This window comes from Synechococcus sp. PCC 6312, assembly GCF_000316685.1.
Lineage (GTDB): Bacteria > Cyanobacteriota > Cyanobacteriia > Thermosynechococcales > Thermosynechococcaceae > Pseudocalidococcus.
Genome location: NC_019680.1, coordinates 2750586 through 2769756 on the forward strand (window position 1 = coordinate 2750586; position 19171 = coordinate 2769756).

19 protein-coding genes are annotated in these 19171 nt (G+C 44.9%); 8 read left to right on the forward strand and 11 right to left on the reverse strand.

The window, feature by feature from the left end; all coding sequences use genetic code 11:
- Position 1 precedes the first annotated feature (1 nt).
- Genes SYN6312_RS13440 through SYN6312_RS13450 form a run of 3 tightly spaced genes read left to right on the forward strand, consistent with a single transcriptional unit; the run spans position 2 to position 4195 of the window.
- Positions 2-1942 carry a hypothetical protein gene (locus SYN6312_RS13440; RefSeq protein WP_015125430.1) on the forward strand — a complete coding sequence of 647 codons (1941 nt, stop codon included), beginning with the start codon at positions 2-4 and terminating at the stop codon, positions 1940-1942.
- Positions 1943-1944: 2 nt separating this feature from the next.
- Complete coding sequence (locus SYN6312_RS18425; RefSeq protein WP_015125431.1) at positions 1945-3105, forward strand: hypothetical protein; 1161 nt, start codon at positions 1945-1947, stop codon at positions 3103-3105.
- A complete protein-coding gene (locus tag SYN6312_RS13450) occupies positions 3095-4195 on the forward strand; it encodes a carbohydrate kinase family protein (protein WP_015125432.1) in 1101 nt (366 codons plus the stop codon). Before SYN6312_RS18425 ends, SYN6312_RS13450 begins: the two co-directional genes overlap by 11 nt.
- Positions 4196-4315: 120 nt before the next feature.
- Here the strand turns inward: SYN6312_RS13450 and fic are convergent, their stop codons facing one another.
- The 11 genes from fic to SYN6312_RS20780 all read right to left on the reverse strand — a co-directional run bounded on the left by fic (position 4316) and on the right by SYN6312_RS20780 (position 15530).
- Complete coding sequence (fic, locus tag SYN6312_RS13455; protein WP_015125433.1) at positions 4316-5422, reverse strand: protein adenylyltransferase Fic; 1107 nt, start codon at positions 5420-5422, stop codon at positions 4316-4318.
- A gap of 486 nt (positions 5423-5908) precedes the next feature.
- Positions 5909-9205, reverse strand: coding sequence for a helicase-related protein (locus SYN6312_RS13460; protein WP_015125434.1), 3297 nt, complete (start codon positions 9203-9205; stop codon positions 5909-5911).
- A 36-nt stretch (positions 9206-9241) separates the two neighbouring features.
- Positions 9242-9415, reverse strand: coding sequence for a hypothetical protein (locus SYN6312_RS19920; RefSeq protein ID WP_015125435.1), 174 nt, complete (start codon positions 9413-9415; stop codon positions 9242-9244).
- Positions 9416-9433: 18 nt separating this feature from the next.
- Entirely contained in the window at positions 9434-9727 is a 294-nt protein-coding gene (locus SYN6312_RS13465; RefSeq protein WP_015125436.1) for a hypothetical protein, read from the reverse strand.
- Positions 9728-9732: 5 nt separating this feature from the next.
- Complete coding sequence (locus SYN6312_RS13470; RefSeq protein ID WP_051021038.1) at positions 9733-11268, reverse strand: hypothetical protein; 1536 nt, start codon at positions 11266-11268, stop codon at positions 9733-9735.
- The gene (locus tag SYN6312_RS13475; protein WP_015125437.1) at positions 11262-11669 is read right to left on the reverse strand and encodes an AAA family ATPase; all 408 of its coding nucleotides are present in this window, start codon (positions 11667-11669) and stop codon (positions 11262-11264) included. The genes SYN6312_RS13470 and SYN6312_RS13475 overlap by 7 nt, the downstream gene beginning before the upstream one ends.
- The gene (locus SYN6312_RS13480; protein WP_015125438.1) at positions 11669-11959 is read right to left on the reverse strand and encodes a hypothetical protein; all 291 of its coding nucleotides are present in this window, start codon (positions 11957-11959) and stop codon (positions 11669-11671) included. Before SYN6312_RS13480 ends, SYN6312_RS13475 begins: the two co-directional genes overlap by 1 nt.
- A 425-nt stretch (positions 11960-12384) precedes the next feature.
- Positions 12385-12531: a hypothetical protein gene (locus tag SYN6312_RS19925; RefSeq protein ID WP_015125439.1), complete on the reverse strand. Its 147-nt coding sequence runs from the start codon at positions 12529-12531 to the stop codon at positions 12385-12387.
- Positions 12531-13148 (reverse strand): J domain-containing protein, encoded by a 618-nt coding sequence (locus SYN6312_RS13485; protein ID WP_015125440.1) that lies wholly within the window; start codon positions 13146-13148, stop codon positions 12531-12533. The genes SYN6312_RS19925 and SYN6312_RS13485 overlap by 1 nt, the downstream gene beginning before the upstream one ends.
- Before the next feature lie 1014 nt (positions 13149-14162).
- Positions 14163-14345: a hypothetical protein gene (locus SYN6312_RS13495; protein ID WP_015125443.1), complete on the reverse strand. Its 183-nt coding sequence runs from the start codon at positions 14343-14345 to the stop codon at positions 14163-14165.
- Positions 14346-15395: 1050 nt separating this feature from the next.
- On the reverse strand, positions 15396-15530 hold the full coding sequence (locus SYN6312_RS20780) for a hypothetical protein (protein ID WP_256377478.1): 135 nt from the start codon (positions 15528-15530) through the stop codon (positions 15396-15398).
- Positions 15531-15970: 440 nt separating this feature from the next.
- On the opposite strand from SYN6312_RS20780, the gene SYN6312_RS13505 reads away from it, so the two are divergent.
- The 5 genes from SYN6312_RS13505 to SYN6312_RS13525 all read left to right on the forward strand — a co-directional run bounded on the left by SYN6312_RS13505 (position 15971) and on the right by SYN6312_RS13525 (position 18982).
- On the forward strand, positions 15971-16480 hold the full coding sequence (locus SYN6312_RS13505; protein ID WP_015125444.1) for a PepSY domain-containing protein: 510 nt from the start codon (positions 15971-15973) through the stop codon (positions 16478-16480).
- A gap of 138 nt (positions 16481-16618) precedes the next feature.
- On the forward strand, positions 16619-17350 hold the full coding sequence (locus SYN6312_RS13510) for a membrane-anchored protein (protein ID WP_015125445.1): 732 nt from the start codon (positions 16619-16621) through the stop codon (positions 17348-17350).
- Positions 17351-17398: 48 nt separating this feature from the next.
- Complete coding sequence (locus SYN6312_RS13515; protein ID WP_015125446.1) at positions 17399-18166, forward strand: membrane-anchored protein; 768 nt, start codon at positions 17399-17401, stop codon at positions 18164-18166.
- A gap of 64 nt (positions 18167-18230) precedes the next feature.
- The gene (locus SYN6312_RS13520; protein ID WP_015125447.1) at positions 18231-18485 is read left to right on the forward strand and encodes a hypothetical protein; all 255 of its coding nucleotides are present in this window, start codon (positions 18231-18233) and stop codon (positions 18483-18485) included.
- Positions 18486-18571: 86 nt separating this feature from the next.
- Complete coding sequence (locus SYN6312_RS13525) at positions 18572-18982, forward strand: TMEM175 family protein (protein ID WP_015125448.1); 411 nt, start codon at positions 18572-18574, stop codon at positions 18980-18982.
- Positions 18983-19171: the final 189 nt, after the last annotated feature.

The window sequence follows — 19171 nt, forward strand, 5'->3', positions numbered from 1 at the left end:
CATGAATAGGCCACGTAATCCATTTAGGATGCGAGTCTCAGAACCGAGTGAATCGGACGAAACTTTTGTCCGTTTATTCAGCTCAGATGTACTTGATATGCTAGAGGGTCAAACAGATAGTTTCTGGGACAGGCCAAGAATTTTTAGAAGTGCACCTGGTGGTGGTAAAACTTCTTTGTTGCGTCTCTTTACACCCAATTCACTTTTAACTGTTCGTGCTTTAAGAGACAGATCTGAAGAGTCTAAAAAGCTATTCCGAAAGCTAAAAGAACTTGGAGTTTTGACTGAAAGTGGTCCAAAAGTTTTAGGTATTTACTTATCCTGCGCCCGCAGCTTAGCAACTCTTGATGACCTGAATATAGATGAAGCCAAAAGAAAACGCCTACTTCTAGCATTACTGAATGCTAGGATCGCTATAGCCGCCCTGCAAGGTGCTATGCGCCTTCGGGGACTAAGACATCCACCAATATCCAATCTTAATGCAATTGAAATTAGAGCATCCATAGATGCCACACATCTTGGTCTCATTCTTCCTTGCTCTGGCAGTGATTTATATAACTGGGCCTGTGATGTAGAAAAACGAGTCCGTGATGCTCTCGATAGTTTTGTCACTCCTACAGAAAGACTTCCTGGTCATGATTCTTTAGTCATGCTTGATATAATCCGCCCAGATTTCCTTTGGCATCATGGTGAGCAAGTAGCTGAGCGAGTATTACTCATGTTCGATGACGTACACAATTTAACAGAAAAACAGCGTTATCTTTTTTTGAAGGAGTTGATTGAACTCCGTGCTCCTATTGGAATTTGGGTAGCTGAAAGATTAATTGCTCTGAGTGTGAAGGATCTCCTAGCTGACGGTGCAATTGTAGGGCGCGATCATGAAGGTGTTTTAAGTTTAGAAGCTTTCTGGCGAGGTAAAGACAAGCGCTTTGAAAGCGTTGTTAAAAGCATAGCAGATTCAAGGATTAGAGAAGGCAAAGATATAAAAATTGGTTCCTTTGAAATGTGTCTTCAGAATTCCTTAGAGTCTAAAGAAGTACAAGATCGTTTTTTTGATATCTCTCAGACTATAGCTAAACGTATAACTGAAAGATATTATCACCAGGAACGCTATACCAAATGGATTGATAAGGCAAGAGAAAATCTAAGAACACCTCAAGAAGATGCTGTTCACTGGAAATCGATAGAAATAATTATAAATCGGGAACAAAATAGACCTACACAATTAAATTTATTTAGTTCATCTCTAGAAGTAGATGAACTAAACAAACGTAATGATTCTTCAGTCCGCTCAGCAGCCGAAATATTTATATGCAAAGACTTTAATATTCCTTATTATTATGGGATTTCAAGGTTGGCAACTATAGCCTCATCAAATATTGAACAATTTTTGTGGCTTACATGTGGACTTTTTGAGGAAGCAGCATCTGCATCTCTCTTAAAAGAGCCTATATCTCTTTCTCCTAAGCGGCAGCAAGAAATTCTTAAGAAAGCAGTTGAGCAGAGGTGGAATTCTCTGCCTCAAGACTTACAACATGGGCATGACACTCGAAACTTTTTAGAAGCACTTGGTCTCTTTGCTCAGTCAGAGACTTATAAGCCTAATGCCCCTTATTCTCCTGGAGTAACTGGAATTGCCATTTCAATGTCTGATAGAGATAAGCTCCAAGAGCCTAAAAATTTAGATAATGATCCTGGATTAGCACAGCTCTCTCGTGTACTAAAGACTTGTGTAGCTTATAACCTTCTTGAGGTAATACTTGATGCGAAGCAAGGTCAGAAAGGAGGACAGCGATGGATGCTTTTATATTTTAATCGAATGCTTTGTGTCCACTTTAATCTCCCACTGCAGTATGGTGGATGGCGTTCAAAATCTCTAAAAGAGCTAGTTACATGGATACAAGGTGGCTTTAAGCCATCTCAAAAGGAGATAAATTTTTGATCATGAGGCGATGGGAAAATTATTTAATTAAACAAGGACAAGACTTTAATTCTTTTTGGAAAGAACTTTTTTCAGAAAGAGCGCGTAATGCTCTCATTGTGTTGGGATTAGGTTTTGACCCTCGAACATGTACAGGACTAGAAGCTATTTTAAAAGCTGGTGGTAATGGGAAGAGAGATTGTTTGATAATTAAATGTGATGAGGGTAGTAACTCTCTTACCAATACCCATACTAATTTGGTTGAAAGTAACCGCCGTACTCTTCATGAATTACTACATAATAGAGGAAATATCAAATTTCTCAATCTGCAAATGTGGGCAGCACAAGGACAACGACGGATAAGTTCACGCAGAGCTAATGACATCTTTGACAATTTAGAAAACCTTGCAGGGTTTACAGAAGTTACTGATGTGATAGTTGATATTAGTGCCTTACCTATAAGCGTATATTTCTCGTTGATTGCAAAGTTACTCTACTTGATTGATGCTGACGATCGAGAGAACAAGGGTAAATCTATCCCTAATTTACACGTTATAGTAGCTGAGAATGTCAGCTTGGATAAACGAATTGAACAGCAAGGGATTGATGCAGACCCTATCTGCCTGCATGGTTTTTCGGGTGACCTTGAGTTGGAGGCGACAGCAAATCTTCCTAAAGTTTGGTTCCCTATTCTTGGTGAAGGGAAGCAAACTAACTTGAGGCGGGTTTATGATTTTCTTCGTCGCCCTACAGAAATCTGTCCAGTACTTCCTTCTCCATCCTTGGATCCTAGACGTGGTGATACATTAATGCTCTTAGAGTACCGCGAGCTATTTTTTGATGAGTTTCGAGTAGATCCTAGAGATATCATTTACGCATCTGAACAAAATCCTTTTGAGGCTTATAGACAAATTCATCAGGCAGTAGTTCAATACAACAAGGCTTTAGAAGTGCTTGGTGGCTGCAAGGTATTCATATCGCCAATGTCTAGTAAACTATTGTGTCTTGGCTCCCTTTTGGCTGCTTATGAAATAAAGCATTCAGATGAATTAGATAAGGCAGGTTGTCGAGTAGGAATTGCTCATTTAGAGTCACAGGGCTATCAAGTTATAGAGATAGAGAAAAACACTAGCCAACCAGAATTGTTCACATTATGGCTGGCAGGAGAATGCTATGAGCAATAACAAGCATTTCAGAATACTGCAACCGCAACCAATATGTATAGGGGCAGGACTCATTGCTTTAGATGTCGTTATTAATCAGGATAAACCTACAGATGCTAAATTCTGGGCTGGTGGATCTTGTGGCAATGTCCTTACAATACTATCTTACCTTGGCTGGCAAGTAAATCCAATTTCACGCCTTGGCAGAGATGCTGCCGCTGAGATAATTAAGGCAGATATGAGGCAGTTCAAAGTCGATCTTTCTTTTATAGAAAATGAAGAAAATATCGCTACACCTATTATTATTGAAAAAATTGGCGTAGGAAGACATGGAATTCCTACCCATAGTTTTCACTTAGTGTGTTCTGAGTGCAAATCACGGCTACCACGATACAAGCCATTTCTTTTTAAGAACGCATATAATCTTTCACATAGGCTAGCTAGAGCTACGACCTTTTATTTTGATAAGCTATCTCCAGGCACACTTGAGCTAGCTCGTTTAGCTGCGTCAAGTGGAAAACTTGTAGTTTTTGAGCCTTCTAGTATTGGAAATAAGTCCCTATTTAATAGGGCACTAAAGAGTTGTCATATTCTCAAATATGCTCATGATCGCTTAGGACATATTAAGGATTTTACTCAAGAAGCAACGGTACTTCTTCAGGTAGAAACGCTAGGGGCAAAGGGCATTCGATATCGAAGACGAGGTGAAAATGGAGTTTTAGCAGAATGGCAGCTAGTTCCAGGATTTACTGCTGAGAGCTTTAAAGATGCAGCTGGTTCTGGAGATTGGTGTACAGCGGGAATGATCCATTTGCTTGGACAAAGCGGCACTAGTAAGCTTGAGAATTGTTCAAATGATGAGCTTGTTGAAGCATTGAAATTTGGGCAGGCCCTAGCTGCTCTGAACTGTCTTTTTGACGGGGCAAGGGGTGCCATGTATGCACTTAGCGCGCAATCTTTGAAGATGGCTGTGGAGCAAATAATGATGGGTAATCAGCCAAAACTAATTTATCAAGATATGGCTCCTAATTCAATTAAAAAAACACTCCAGGACGTATGTCCAAGTTGTATTCATAAGAAACATACATCAGTAGGTAATACGCCACTATAAATAAAGCCAACAATCAAAATGGAAAGCTAGTGCTCATTATAGTTATTCTAGTTAACGGTGAGACGGTGTGAATCCAAAAACAATAACAAATTAGGAATAGTGATGTTATTGCAGAAGTTTTCAATAGGGCTTGATTTCATTGCCATCGTCTGTGAGTAGCTTTACAAATCTAGGGTGAATAAATAACTTTTCCCGTCCTGACTTAAACTCCTCTAATACACCAATATTGACCAATCGTTTTAAATAGTCTGAAGCGGTCTGTCGTTGAGCTAAATTTACCTCAACAAGATTGATAATCCGACAATAGGGTTGAGTAAAGATTATCTCAATCAGTTCCCGACTATAAATTCTCGACTCCTGTTTCTGAACATAGTTGGCTGTTAGTTGCATTAAGTCACGAATGGCTTGGATTTTTGCCGTTGTCCAAGTTGCTGTTTCTTGTATCGCTGTCAGCATAAATATAATCCAAGCCTGCCAATCTTGATTGGTTGTGACTCGCAGGAGTAATGTATAGTATTCAGTTTTGTGGTGAATAATATAACGACTGAGATAGAGGATGGGAAGATTGAGCAACCCTTGTTCTACCAAGTATAAAAGATTAAGAATTCGTCCAGTACGACCGTTGCCATCAGTAAAGGGGTGAATCGCTTCAAACTGATAATGCATGATCGCCATTCGAATCAGTGGATCAATCTCTGTTGAGTTATGGATAAATTGCTGCCAGTTATATAGTTTTTCATGAAGAATACTCCCCCCTACTGGAGGAGTATAAATAATCTCTTGAGTGCGGTCATTGATCAGGGCAACACCAGGCGTAGCTCGGATCTCCATCTCTACCCCTTTAATTGCTGAACACACTTCGATGGCGGTTTGGGTGGTGAGAGGCCGTTTTTGAACAGCTAAGTAACCTGACCTCAATGCTTTGCCATACCGTAAAGCTTCTTTAGTAGCAGAATCGGCTCTCTCAGGGGAAACTTGGGCAAATTGAAACAGACGATCCGCTGTGGTGACGATATTTTCAATGGCAGAGCTGGCCTGGGCCTCTAAGACTGGCAGAGTGTTAATCAGCATGGCCTGGTTAGGAATGAGTTCGCCAGATTGTTTTAATTCGGCTAAGGCAGCACGGGCTTCGATACATCGTTTCAAAATATCATGGGTCTCAACTGGGCTTGGAGGAGGCAGTAAGGGCAAACCGTTGTAGGGAGTGTCAGGAGAAAAGTTACCCATAGGATATGTTGATGACTTCGACACATGGTTAGAATATGTCGATATTTTAGGTTTTTTTCGACATATTGGGCCGGGTTAGCATCATTTCTGTGGAGAACGCCAATGGCAAAGGATTATCCCAGGACTGGAGTCTGTCAACGCTTTACCAGTACCCGACATTGGTATTGCCAAATCACTCGCTGATTCTGGTCATCCAGGTGATATAGTCATTTCTGCCAAAACTGGGACACCCCAAAAGACTGCTCGCCAGGGTTTCAAGCTTTTTTGTGTTTCATTCTTAAGTGAAATGACTATACATAGGCTCACCGTAAGTGCCTCCTGTCAATCTCCCCATCCCTGAATCTGTTGCGTTAGGGCTAACCTGGCATCCAGTTCAGTGGCTTCATAGGCGGTGACGGTTTGCGATTGGGCAGGCTGCTACCGGACTGGAAGAGCAAATAAAATCGCTACCAATCCTGGGATGGTTAATGACACTTACTCTGAAAGTTAGAATAGACAGCCTTGTAATATAGATTCATCACGGCTAACGGCTTCAAACCGAGTGGGTGTAATGATTTCGAGTGGTGTGATTTCCTTGTGAATGGGAAAGGGAATGATATTGTTGCTTTTCGGTTGAGGGATGATTGCTATCATCTCGGTGGCCCATTCCGGTAGTTCACGGTCTTTCAGGTAATCGAAAGAGTGGTATGTGGGCGTGGTGATTACGTCATGTTCAGGTTGTTCCAATTCCTCAGTTTCGCTGGTATCGTCTTCACCAGGGGCGGCTTCCTCCGGTTTGAAGATAATGTCATGGATTTCTTTGAGCCGTTGGTTGATCGCTTTTAGTTGTTCGGCATAGGCGAAGGGAGCGGCGTTCTGCTTCAGCGTTTTGTTGGCTCCATCTAAACTCTGCTTGAGCCGCTCTAAGGTGTCTGGTAACCGATTAGTAATTCTTTCAAGGCTTTCAAGGATTGTCTCGGTATAACCTAACTTGATGAATGTGTTGTCCAAGAAAAAGACATTTTTCTCTTGCCATTCACATTTTAGGGGTAGGCCATAGACGGAGCCTAACTCATTACCCCATCCCAGGTTAGTTTTACGCAAGTCTTGGATGACATTGGCTGCATCGTTTAAGGAGTTGTATTGTTGACCGAGGATGATAATTTCTCGGTTATTGAGGATGGATTCGAGGTGTTTGATCTTGGCGGGTAACTCTTTGATGAGTTTTGGAGCTTGCTGTTTGTCGTAGTGGAACCGAGTTTGTTCATTACTCCAGGCTTTGTAGAGGAGGTTAAGTCGGCTTTGCTCCTGTTGCAGTTCGGCTTGCTCCAGCATGATCGGGTCGCCTGTGGCGAGTGCTTTGACCTGGGCATAGGTTAGAGCCTGTCCGGTAATGTCTTCGGCTGTCCGGGGTAGGTCATTACTTTGCCAGACCTGGGCAATAAATTTGGCTTTGGTTTCGAGGACTTGCCAAGCGAAGGAATCAAAGCTGGCGAGCGACTTTGCGCCCGTTGTCACATAGCGAAACACCCAGACCTGTTTGCAGATATTGCCTTGCCGTGCTGTCCGGCCCAGTCGTTGCACTACGTCACTGGGCCGCCAGGGCGCATCGTAGTCATGTTGGGCAATCATGCGCTGCTGCACATTAACGCCAGTCCCGAGTGTTTGGGTAGAGCCGATGATGACTCGCACCTCGCCTCGGTTTACTTTGGCGTAGAGGGTCTTTTTATCTTTAACTTCCTGGGCGATTTGGATTTGATGGTTAGGGATACCCATCTGGATGAGGCCGTCCTTAATCCAGCCGTAAATCGACTCCCGTAAGTCGCAGAAGATGATTTGTGTTCCCTGGATTGGGGTTGAGAGTTTCCAGATTGTCCAAACATTGAAGATGAGTTCATCCAGCTTGGAGCCTTGGAAGTTTGGGCCCGCTCCGACTAAGCGGGGGTCAAGGGAGCATTTACGGCCATCACTGGTGACTTTGAGCATATTGTCGATTTCAGGTTCGACCATCCGGTTATAGATCCGGTCGGCTCGTTTGGCCAGGCTGGTCATGTAACTGGCTTGCTCCGAGCTTTGTGGGCTGACGGGGTTAATGAGATTGACCTTGGGTTTAGGTAAATCAATCATGTCCTCGGTGGTTATGTCAGCTACTTTCCGAAACAGGTTCATCAGTTCGGGTAGGTTAACGAATTTGGCAAACCGATTTTTGACTTTGTATTTTCCTGCTGGCGTAATTTCGGGAGCGGTGACGGTTTCACCGAACAAGCTACACCAGGCATCAAAGTGGTTAATACCCATACGTTCCATTTCATCGGGCATGAGGTAGCGCATTTGGGTATAAAGCTCGGCCATGGAGTTACTGATGGGTGTCCCGGTCGAGAATACGACCCGCCCGTTGTTGTTCAGGAGGTAATGGATTTTCATACAGGTATCTTGGGCCCGTTGGCTGTGGCTGTTGGGCAACCCTGCAATATTGCGTTGTTTGGTAATGAAGCTTAGGTTTTTGAACTGCTGCGATTCATCCAGCATCAGGCAGTCAACACCGAGTTGTTCAAAGGTAAAGCCATCGTCTTTTCGTTCTGATTCTGTGACCTTTTTGATGCGGGCCTCCAGATTGTTCTTTTGTCGCTCCAAGGTTTTTGTCGCATCTCGGCAATCCGATAAGCGAATCTCTGTCCGAATTTTATTGAGTTCTTCGTAAAGGAAGCTCAACTCAGCATCTTTGTCGATGCGGACTGAGAAGAAATGGGTATGGGAAATGATGATGATGTCCCAATCGCCGGTGGCAATTCGGGATAGGAAACGTCTGCGCTTTTCTTTACTGAGTGATTCCGGTTCAGAGAGAATTTTGGCATTGGGGTAGAGGAGTTTGGCTTCTGTCGTGATCTGCTTGACGGTGCTATTGAGGCAAGCGATGACGGGTTTGAAGCACAGTTTTAGCCGCCGTAGTTCCATGCAGGCGGTGATCATGGTGTAGGTTTTACCGGAGCCAACCGCTGCGAATATTCCGGTGGATTGTTCTTGGATAATCCGCCAGACTTGGTTTTTCTGATGCTCTCGTAAACTAATGTCTGGGTTCATACCGGGGAAGGTGAGATGTGAACCGTTGTACCGCCGTGGTTTTTGGGTATTGAATGTGTTGTTGTAGAGCGTGGTCAGCTCAACGGCTCGTCCGGTGTCTGTCCAGACCCAATTCATAAATGCGTCTTTGATCAGTCCGGTCTTATTCCGGCATTGCTCAGTTTCAGTAGGGTTTAGAACGGTTTTATCATCGACGACATCGTACACCACAGGGTCTTTGAGGTTGAGGGCAATTTCGGCCAGTTTGATACCGTCATACCGTGCGCCATAGGTACGGTTATTTTCAACTGAGCTACTCGCTCCGTTATTTACGACTGTCCAGGTGCTAGAGGCGTGACTGTAGTGGACGTTGATATTGTTCAGATTGAGTAATTGACGCAGGAAGGTTTGATAGATTTCGGCTGGTACCCAACTACTGCCGAAGCGAATGCTGAGGGTATTGGCCATGAGCTTGTCAAATTCAGGCTCTGAGAGTTCGCTGAGTTCAATTCCTAATGCTTTGGCACACTCGGCTTTAACGTCGGGTGGGGCATCGGGCATTACGGCCAAAGGTAAGTTTTTCTTTAGGTCTGCGACATTTTTGGTTAATCCAGCATCCTCAGCGGCCTTAATCTTTGCCTTGATATTGCCGGATAGGTATTCTTCTGCTGTTACCCATTCGTTTTCTTTTGGGTCGAAGTAGATGAGTCCTTTGTCGTGGAGTTCTTGGGTAACGGCATCCATAGGCTTTTCCTATTAACGTTATTGATGCCGTAGGACTTATTCGCTATCGTGGCTTTTTACATACTCTATGGCCCGCTCCCGATCTTCCTCGCAATATTTTCCGCTTCCGATCATATTTCGTAGTTTCCTGGCTTCGGACTCGATTCCGCCTTCTGCTTTGGCTAGTTGGGATAGCCGTTGCCATAGCCATAGATCGTATTGTTTTACCATCTTGTCTTCCTATTTTTTCTATTTAATGAAAGGGTTTGGAAAGGGTACCCACACTTCGTATAGGTCACACCAATCCCAAAGGTTTTTTAATTCTTCGTTGAACTGGTCAAGGTTTTGAATATAGGTTTCAAAGGATTCGATGATTTCTTCAAAATCCTCCTTTCCGTAGGGGTTTTTGAGGAACAGGTAGGTTTGTTTTTTCTGGAACTGCTTTAATCGCTTTGCGAGTTCCTGGCTGCGATGCTTGAGGGCATCTCCTTCCAGGTTCTCGCCTGTGATCAAGTCTCTAATGTTCAGTTCAGCTTTCCACATATTTTTTACTCCGTAGGAAAACAATGTTCTTTAATCCAGTCCAGGTCAACTCTGCCTTTGACGTTAAGGCAATGAATGAGGGCTTCTTCTGGCGACTGAAAGGAGTCGGGGACTTGGTATATTTTGCTGGTGCGTTTAGTGAAGATGTCCGCTTTCTTCAGGCTGGTGGTTTCCAGGGCTTGTAGGCCAGGGTAGCGAGGGTCATCACCAAAGACGGTTTCATTGTTTTTGCTATTGATGTAGCCATATTTGCGAATAAGGCTGTCATATTTTTTGCTGAGGGTTTGTTGCTCTATAGTGAGTTTTTCATCGCTTGCTGTGCCTTGGATGGCGATCAGGTACTCAAGGATTTCTGATAGTTCCATTAGGTCAATGATTTGGTCTTTGTGATTGTCAATTTGTTCTAGGGTTGAGCCGACCCGTTGGTAAATTCGTCCGTTATGTTGCACAAACTGGTAGGGCTTGAGGTATTGCAGTTCGGGCGGGATTGCTTTTAGGGTGTTGTGTGGCCCGCTCTTGTAGCAGGGTGGTACCCATGCGGCTGATTTAATGATGCTTTCTGGAATGTTGAGGCCGGTACTTTCAAGACCGAGTGTTTCCCCGCCGTATAGGGTGGCCAAGCATAGTTTTCCAAGGAGCCGTTGCCGATTTTGGATGTAATAGGCATTCAGTTTTAGGTTTTTACCAAGCTGCTCAGTTTCTTTAGTGACCTTGCTATTGACCCAGACTGGCAATTCAGTTTCTCGTACCTTTTGGAAAAACATGAGGTCGGTGGTGACTTCGGTGTGGGCCATGGCTTTGAAGGTGTTGTTGGGTAGTCGCACGGCATGAACCAGGCTTGCTTTTCTGGATAGCCATTCTCGGAATTGTTCGTTCTGGTCAGTATCGAGAGTTCCGGTGCTACTTATGACGACAATGAGGCCACCGGGGCGAACCAAGTCGGTCATCTTGGCAATGAAATGGGAGTGGATATAGACACCGAGCTTGTTGTAGCGCGGTTCGTGGACTTTATAACTACCAAACGGCACATTGCTGATGGCCAGGTCAAAGAGGTCGTCTGGCATGACGACGGTTTCAAAGCCCTGGTTGTAGATGGTGGCTGTTGGGTTCAGGTATTGGGCAATTTTGGCGGGAATGGGGTCAAGTTCTACGCCTGTCCATTGGATTGGGAGTTGGGTTGGAGCATGGCGAATAAAGAGGCCAGCACCACAGGCGGGTTCTAATGCACTTCCGCCTGTAAAGCCGAGTCCTTGGACGACTCGCCAAGTTGCTTTGATAATCTCTGGGTCAGTGTAGTGAGCATTGAGAATAGAGGCTCGCGCTGCGCTCAGTTCTTCTGAACTGAGCAAGATTTTGAGTTGTTTCTGACAGTCCTTGGCCCATCCGTTGGCATCTTCACGAAAGACTTGCCAAATACTGCCCCATCCATTGAACTGCTTGAGGGCCTCGAATAGGCTTGGGTCTTTCTCTCCGCAGTCGAGCCGCTGTAGGGCTTCAATAGCGGCGAGGTTGGCGAGTCCTTGTTCCTTTGGCTTCAGCATGGTGTTTCTGCATTAACTTCTTCCAGGCTGAAAGACTGCCATCGTTCTTTCATGGCTTGCATTATGTCGGGTGGCACATTGTGGATGCTGCCATGATCGCCTTCGACTGTCACTACGCAGAAGTCGTGGCCATGCTTTTGGGCCATTTCAATGTAGGGTTTGATTTCCCAATTTTGGCAAAAGGTATTGTGGACTGCGACAATCTCATTGTTGTCGTAGACTTCCAAGTATTCCTTGATGTTTTCTTGGCACCAGTCATGAGCCGCAGAGACTAATATTTTTTCAAGTTGTCCGTTGTTGTAAAGGTTGGGAAAATCGTCTGCACTACATTCATACTTGGTGAGTCGCTTGGCCAGGTCTGTTTTTCCGGCCCCTGGTAAGCCACGAATGATTACGAGCATTAGAATGCGAGTCCTGTAAAGTCGTTTTCTTGAATACAGCCAACGATCTGATCATGGATGCTTGACTTGCCCGACCATTCCTGAATGAGTTCCTTTTCCATTTCGAGTATTTTTTCTCGATATTCATTTCGGATTGACCTAACAAGTTCGAGGTCTTTCTTCTCCTCGTCTGTGGCGAAGTCTGGGAAGGTTTTAATCTCAAAACTGAGGGCTGATTCGTAGAGGTTTAATGCCTCAAGGGTTGATTGAAATTCACCGTTAAAGAGCTTATCGTTTGCTACATTTAACATTTTTATTTCCTATTACATCTGCCTTTCCGAAGGACATTTTTGTTGTTTTGATTTGAACTTTACTGTGTCTGTTCTAGGGGAAGGCAATGGAGCGAACAAAGTGAGCGTGACCTGGGGGGGGCGGTTTTAGCATCCCCCCCACGGCCGGTGACGGTGCGACAACTCTGACTCCCACCTTTCCGGCTGCTGTCCGTCACCGGCCGAGCGAGAGTTGAGGCGTAGTCAGGGAGCTTGAGGGCGGGTAAGAGTTTGGGATTGATGCGAGATGGTGGTTTCGCCCTCAAGCGTGGGGTGCCGGGGCTGTGGCGATAGAGCTTGGGATAGGGAGTGATAGTTTATATCCACAGGGGCGGCATTCGGATATTTAAGTTGATTTTTTAGCAGGACTCGCGAAGAAAGGAGAGGCTTTCGCCCCTCCCTGTCTGTTACTCGATTCCGAGTTTCCGTTTCCAGCCGATGTACTCCTCTCGGATTGGTGTTGGCATCTCGTCGAGTGTGCCATCCAAGACTTGTTGGTGGATTTGTTGGTGGGGTGCCGGGGCGTTGGGGGCGGCAACCTGGCCTGGGGGCATCAATGCTGTTGTTGGGCCATCTCCCAGGCTTTTTGAATTTTGTCCCAATCTTTTCGATTACCCCCCACATCGGGATGGTTGGTTTTTGCCAGCTTCCGATAGGCTTCCTTTGCCTCATCCAGTGTGGCATTTGGACTGACTTTGAGAATTTGCCACCATTCCTCATCCGGTGAAATTGCTATGGGTGGCAGTGCGGCATAGCCTTGGAAGGATTGCTTTGTAGTACCGACTCCCCATCGTTCCTGGTCGCGCATTGCGCCCAGATGTGCTGCGATAGCAGCAAGGTTATCAGCGGCTCGGTTCCACTGGTCGCAGGGTAAACAGTAACTTTCGCCATCCAGTTCAAAATAGACTGCCACGCCGGAATCGTCCGGTTCTTTTTCGCTTCGCACAGTTCCTTTTTCGGTAACTGACCAGTTTGCCGTAACGATTACAGAGTCATGTGGGATGCGCCACTTTTGTCCGCTTTTTGTCCATAATTCGATTTCTCGAATGAGCCGCCGTTTTGCCTCAGCAATCGTAATTGATTTGCCATCTTTGTTGAATCTAGCTTGTTTTTGGCTGAATTTAGGAGTTCGTGGTTGACCGATAGGCCAATTTAGCTTTTCAAATTTCATTATCTTTATAAAGTAGATTTGACTATCCCGTAGGACTATATATATTTTGGTTTGAAAAGTCAAAAAAGGGGGCCGAAGCCCCCATGTGTATCACCAGAAGCATGAGTAGTTTCGAGCAGCGATCAAAAACTTAGCCCAGGCGATTAACTCGAACTGGCTTTTAACGGTCGTGACGTACTTCAAGTTTGGCGTGAAGATCTCGAAGCTATAGAACGGAATGAGTTTAAACATTTTGGTATTGACCAAAGACAACGGAGTGGGAGAGAGCGATCATAGGTTGCATGAGTTGTCAGGAGACTGTGGAATAGATTGACGTACTAAGACTTACCGCTCCCCGACCTTGGGAGGGGCTGAAGGTGCTTGCACCGGAAGGAAAGCGGATAGTCGCAGTTGGTTCAATCCTATGCCGCAAAAGCTCTTGACGACAGCAACCGGATCGCTAGAATACGAAACCTGGCTTGTCACTTATCAGTCCGACTTTCGCACCATTCGAGTAGTTCTTGGTATGAAATTAGGCATTTTCCGCTATTTTTATGATGTCGAACCGACACGCCATTATCAAGGATCAGTATTCATACTTTGCATCTGTCAAGATATTTCCATCTTTCAAACCCTTGACTTTTTCCATGAATAGTTTTCCATTTGGCCCATATTCTTTTAAGAATTTTGCAAGTTGAATCCCGCCTTTTTCGGGTTCACCGTCTGATCTTTGGTAGTAAACCTCACGACTATTAAGTTTTTCACTGTTGAAAATGTATAGGCAACTGTTCATTTTTTTCCAATTAACTCTAATTATCCGTAGGTTGTTTTTATTATTGGGAGCTTACAGGCGGTGTGAGAAATGGAGCGAATAAAACCGCCCCCCACGGCCGGTGACGGACAATACCGGAAACGTGGAAATCAAAGTTATCTAGCCGTCACCGGCCGAGCGAGAGTTGAGGCGTAGTTGTGTTCCCTTGTTTTTGGGTACGAGCATAAAAAAAGCCCAACCCTTTCGGGCCGGGCTAGAAATTTTTAGTAGTGTCCTGGGCAGTCGTGGTAGTAATCCCGTTGCTCTAAGTAGTTTTTATACTCCTTATCGCCTTGCAGGTCTTCTTCCCACTGTTGCTGATCGATTGCATCCCAGTATGCTTCTGCGGCATCCCATGCGGCATCAATATCTAGGATTTCTTGCAGGACTGAATTTTGTTCTGGCATAGCTAACAACCAACTCAACGAAGGGGTCGTACAGGGGGCTACCCGTTGTCAAGGGAGGAAAGTGGAAGATTGCGGTAATTAATTTGACGTTACGAAGACTTACCGCTCCCCGACTTTAGGAGGGGCTGTGGCGTCAGCGGAGGGAAAGTGGTTAGTCGCCGTTAGTCAAGTTTCATTCCGCAAGCTGGAGCGTACCCTTGACCAACGGGGCAAAAAACAGGTCTTTTCCACTGCTTGCCCCCTGTAAACTTGCCGTCCCCGAGTTGGTTTCGATCAATCACAGGTACGGGAGGGGGTTTGGGGGAGGGAACGTCCCCCATCGGGTGGGGTGCCGGGGCTGCGGCTAGAGATGGTTGGGATAGCGAGAGATGTTTATATCCGCAGGGGCGGTATGGAGCGAACAGAGTGAGCGTGACCTGGGGGGGCAAGGGGGGGCGGTTTTAGCATCCCCCCCACGGCCGGTGACGGTGCGAGAACTCTGATTCCCAGTTTCCGGCTTCTACCGTCACCGGCCGAGCGAGAGTTGAGGCGTAGTCGCGTCCCTTGCCTGGTAGGCATCACCGCTGATCGATGTAACCTTAAGGGTCAAAAGGGTTCAAAACTGTGAACTTTTGGTAAGCAAAAAAACTCCCACCTTTCGGCGGGAGCTTGTTAGTTAGTTTTCGGCTTGCTCAAGGGCTTCTTGTAGCTCTGCCCAAGTGAGTTCGCCTTCGTCAAATGCGGTTAGAGCTTCGTCTAAAGTCATGGAGTTGTACCAACGCTACGCCGGACGAGGGAGCGATCCTAGACTGCACGGACTGTCAAGGGACTGTGGAATAGATGTGGTTACAAGACTTACCGCTCCCCGACTGAAGGGAGGGGCTGACTGAGCAAAGCGTTGGCGTGAGCCTGCCGTAGGCATTGGGAAGGGAAGCAGTTAGTCGCTGTTGCCAAATCCTATGCCGCAAAAGCCCTTGACAGTAGCAGTCGGATCGTTACACTACGAAACCAGTGTTAAGGTTCGTCAATTACAGGGACGGGGGGCGTGGGGGGGAAAGACTCAAAAAGAAGTTAAGCCCGATTAAGGCGTTCCGTATGGGGTGGGTGGGTGCCGGGGCTACGAGCGTAGCGAGTAAGGGGCGGCATTCTCATGGCCTGGTTAAAAAGCGAGATGCCTGGGACAAACATCCCGCTAGTAGCGGACAACCCGAACTGGCTTGCCAGCGGCTTTAGCCTCAGCGACCATATTCGCCGTGCCACGGCTAATGCCGTCCCAGAACACAACTGCTGCGTCACACGCCTGAGCCATGCTCCGATTGCGAACGGGGCCAGCCGAGCGACCCAGAGCGGCCCAATCAGCTCAAACAGTTTTCACAGCTTATTGAGTAATTGTCAAGAACAAGAGAAAAAGAGCTATTACGAAAGGAAAACCCTTGTCAGGCTCCCGATGTTCAGGTGGCATCGCGCTCAATAAGACGATTTGCTCTCTTGCAGGGTCTCCTACGCTTTTTCTTCAAAACCGTCGTTTGGGCATTGAGCATAAACCTTCTTGCCGGATTGATATAGAGGCTTATTACTTTACGGGTTCTTGACTTCCTTTGTTTAGGGTGAACCTACAAATCGAAATTGCATGGAGACTTCACCTTATGAAAAACTCAACAAAATTTATCGTGATTGGGACACTGCTAGGAACCCTGGGACTTGCTGGGATGGCACGATTTGCCTTTGCTGGCCCAGCCCAGCCACCCTATGCCACCATCCCTGAGCAACACGACAATAAATTGACGGCTCAAGTCGGCAATGGTAATAAAGTAACGAACGACGGTGTTAAAGAAGCCGCCGCAGACCAACGGGAATCTGGCAAACTGCAAGCTCTAGCTAAAGTCACACCCCAGCAAGCTCAACAGGCGGCTGAGTCTGCACAAGGCGGACAGGCTAAAAATGTGAAGCTAGAAAACGAAAATGGCAACTTGGTCTACACAGTTGACATCGGCAATAAAGAAGTGACAGTGGATGCTGGCAACGGCAAAGTTCTGTTTACCGAAACTGCCAACCAAGAAAATAAAGCTAATGAAGCAAATCATCCCCGCAGCAGCATTCAGGTCTCTGAAGCCCCTGGTGGTGATGGCGACGGTGAAACCAATGACGATGGCTAGTACAGCAGGCTAAAAGCCTGATAGTGGTTGTGCTCCCTAGCAACCTGTCAATCAGCTTTTGCTGAGGAGCTTTTTGATGTCTGCTCTATGCCATTACCCATCGTTCAAAGTTAAATGCCGACAGAGAAAGGATAAATCATGAGTAAACTGCCACAAATCACTGCTTTTTTCTGGATCATGAAAATCTGTGCCACTACCCTAGGAGAAACGGCAGGAGATCTTTTATCAATGACGCTACATGTGGGCTACGCGGTTAGTTCTACGATATTAATTGGAGTGTTTTTAGCGACTCTTGCGACTCAATTGGGATCGAAAAGCTATCACCCATTGCTTTATTGGACTGTCATCCTTTCAACCAGCACGGCTGGAACAACAATTTCAGATTATATGGATCGCACTTTGAAGCTGGGCTATGCCAACGGGTCTATGATTTTAGTCACGCTTCTGTTGGTTATGTTGGCGTACTGGAAATTCAGTGTTGGGTCTTTATCAGTTACAAACATCAAAACACCTAAAGTTGAGTTCTTTTATTGGACAACAATTCTAATTTCAAATACATTAGGGACTGCCTTAGGAGACTTTTTAGCCGATACTTCTGGACTTGGTTTTGCAGGAGGAGCACTGCTAATTTCTAGCTTGCTTGCCTTGGTAATGGCGGCACATTATTTTACTGAAATTTCCCCAATTATTTTATTTTGGATTGCGTTTGTTCTTACCCGACCTTTAGGCGCAACATTTGGAGATGTTCTGACAAAAAACCATGAAAAAGGTGGACTCGGTTACGGTACAGTCGGCTCATCAATAGTTCTTTTATCAATCCTTGGAGTCTGTATTTTGTTCACAACTTTAAAACAGAAAAGACTAGCTTAGGTTAGAGTTTCTAATGATCGAAAACAATAAATTGGTAATAGAAAGACAATGAATAAATTATTTAACAGGGTTCCAGAAGTTACGGCTACCTTCTGGATTATCAAGATTTTGGCAACTACAGTAGGTGAAACTGCGGCAGATTTTCTATCAGTAAACCTAAAGCTTGGTCTAAATGTTACATCCTATATGATGAGCGGTATTTTATTCCTTCTGCTCTTGAATCAGTTTAGGCTTAAACGCTATGTCCTTCTAAGTTACTGGATTGTAGTTGTTTTTATGAGTATTACTGGTACGCTGATTACAGATAGTTTGGTAGACAATTTTAGGATAAATCTAGCAACAACTACAATAGTTTTTAGCATTATTTTATTGATAGTTTTTGTGCTCTGGTACTCAAACGAGAAGACCTTAGCGATGCACTCCATCAACACAGCTAAAAGAGAGCTATTCTACTGGGCAGCTATTTTATTTACATTTGCCTTGGGCACTGCAACAGGAGACTTTCTAGCAGAGGCTTTGAAGTTAGGCTACACTCAAGCAGCATTAATATTTGGCGCTTCAATTTCAGCAATAACAGCCGCTTACTATTACTTTGGCATGAATGCAGTTTTAGCATTTTGGCTGGCTTATATTTTGACCCGTCCGCTGGGAGCATCTATCGGCGATCTACTATCTCAGCCTACTAAAAATGGTGGTTTTGGTTGGGGTACGGTCGGCACTAGTATTCTTTTTCTTTCTGTAATTACAAGTCTGATTATTTACTTAAGCCTTAAGCAGAAGAAACCAGCATCATTACCAATCGATCAACGAAAATGATTCGCGATCGCCTTCTCAATCTTAATTTTTCTATTTGTGACCTAGTGATATCGAGGTAATTTACATGACCAGCCGTAAATCTTCCGAATTCCGCCAATTTCATCAGGCAATTGCGCCCCTTGTAGCGCTGCCACTGTTGCTCACCGCAATTACAGGTTCGATTTACCAAATCACAGACCTTTCAGGAAACGAATCCAAGTGGTTACTAGAGATGGACAAGGGTATTTTTGGCATCCTGAAGCCGGAAGCCATGTATCCATTTCTTAATGCCCTAGGCTTATTTGCATTGCTTGGTACCGGGATTTCGATGTGGTTATAAATGCGTCGCAGTCCTAGAAGACGACTGGAGGAAAGTTAAGAGCTGGGATGCTCAGATAATTTTGTTGTAGAGAATTGAGGCTATACATGAGTAGAAAGCAGCACGGACTTGATTGGATTGTTTTCTACAGTGATGCGGTCTTTGCAATTGCCATAACCTTGATATCAGTAGAGATAAAGCTTCCTTTTGAATCAGGTCAATTAAACTCCACAGAGTTATCCCATGATTTACTTAATCTTTTTCCTGAGCACCAGAGCTATATTTTTACTTTTTTGATTATTGGATTTTTTTGGATTAATCAATATCAATACTTTACCTATATTAAGCACTGTGACTATAAATTATTTTGGCTCAATACTATCTTGTTAATGTGTATAGATTTTTTGCCATTCCCAGCATCTGTACTAAATGATTATAGAAGGCAACCAGTTGCCGTAATATTTTATGCTTGCAGTATGATTGCTACAGGCTTAATAAAAATGGTGGTACGCATCTAGTAATCATAGGTTAGTTCACGAAATTTTTTCTAAAAGATTAATTAATTCTCTTTCGCACTTTAGTTCCGCCCGTAGTCTTTTTTATATCAATGCCAATTGCTTTCTTTAGTCCTACATTAACTGAGCTTTCATGGATTTCTATCCCAGTAGTATTTTTTTAATTAAGAAATTTAAGAACTCGAAGAATTT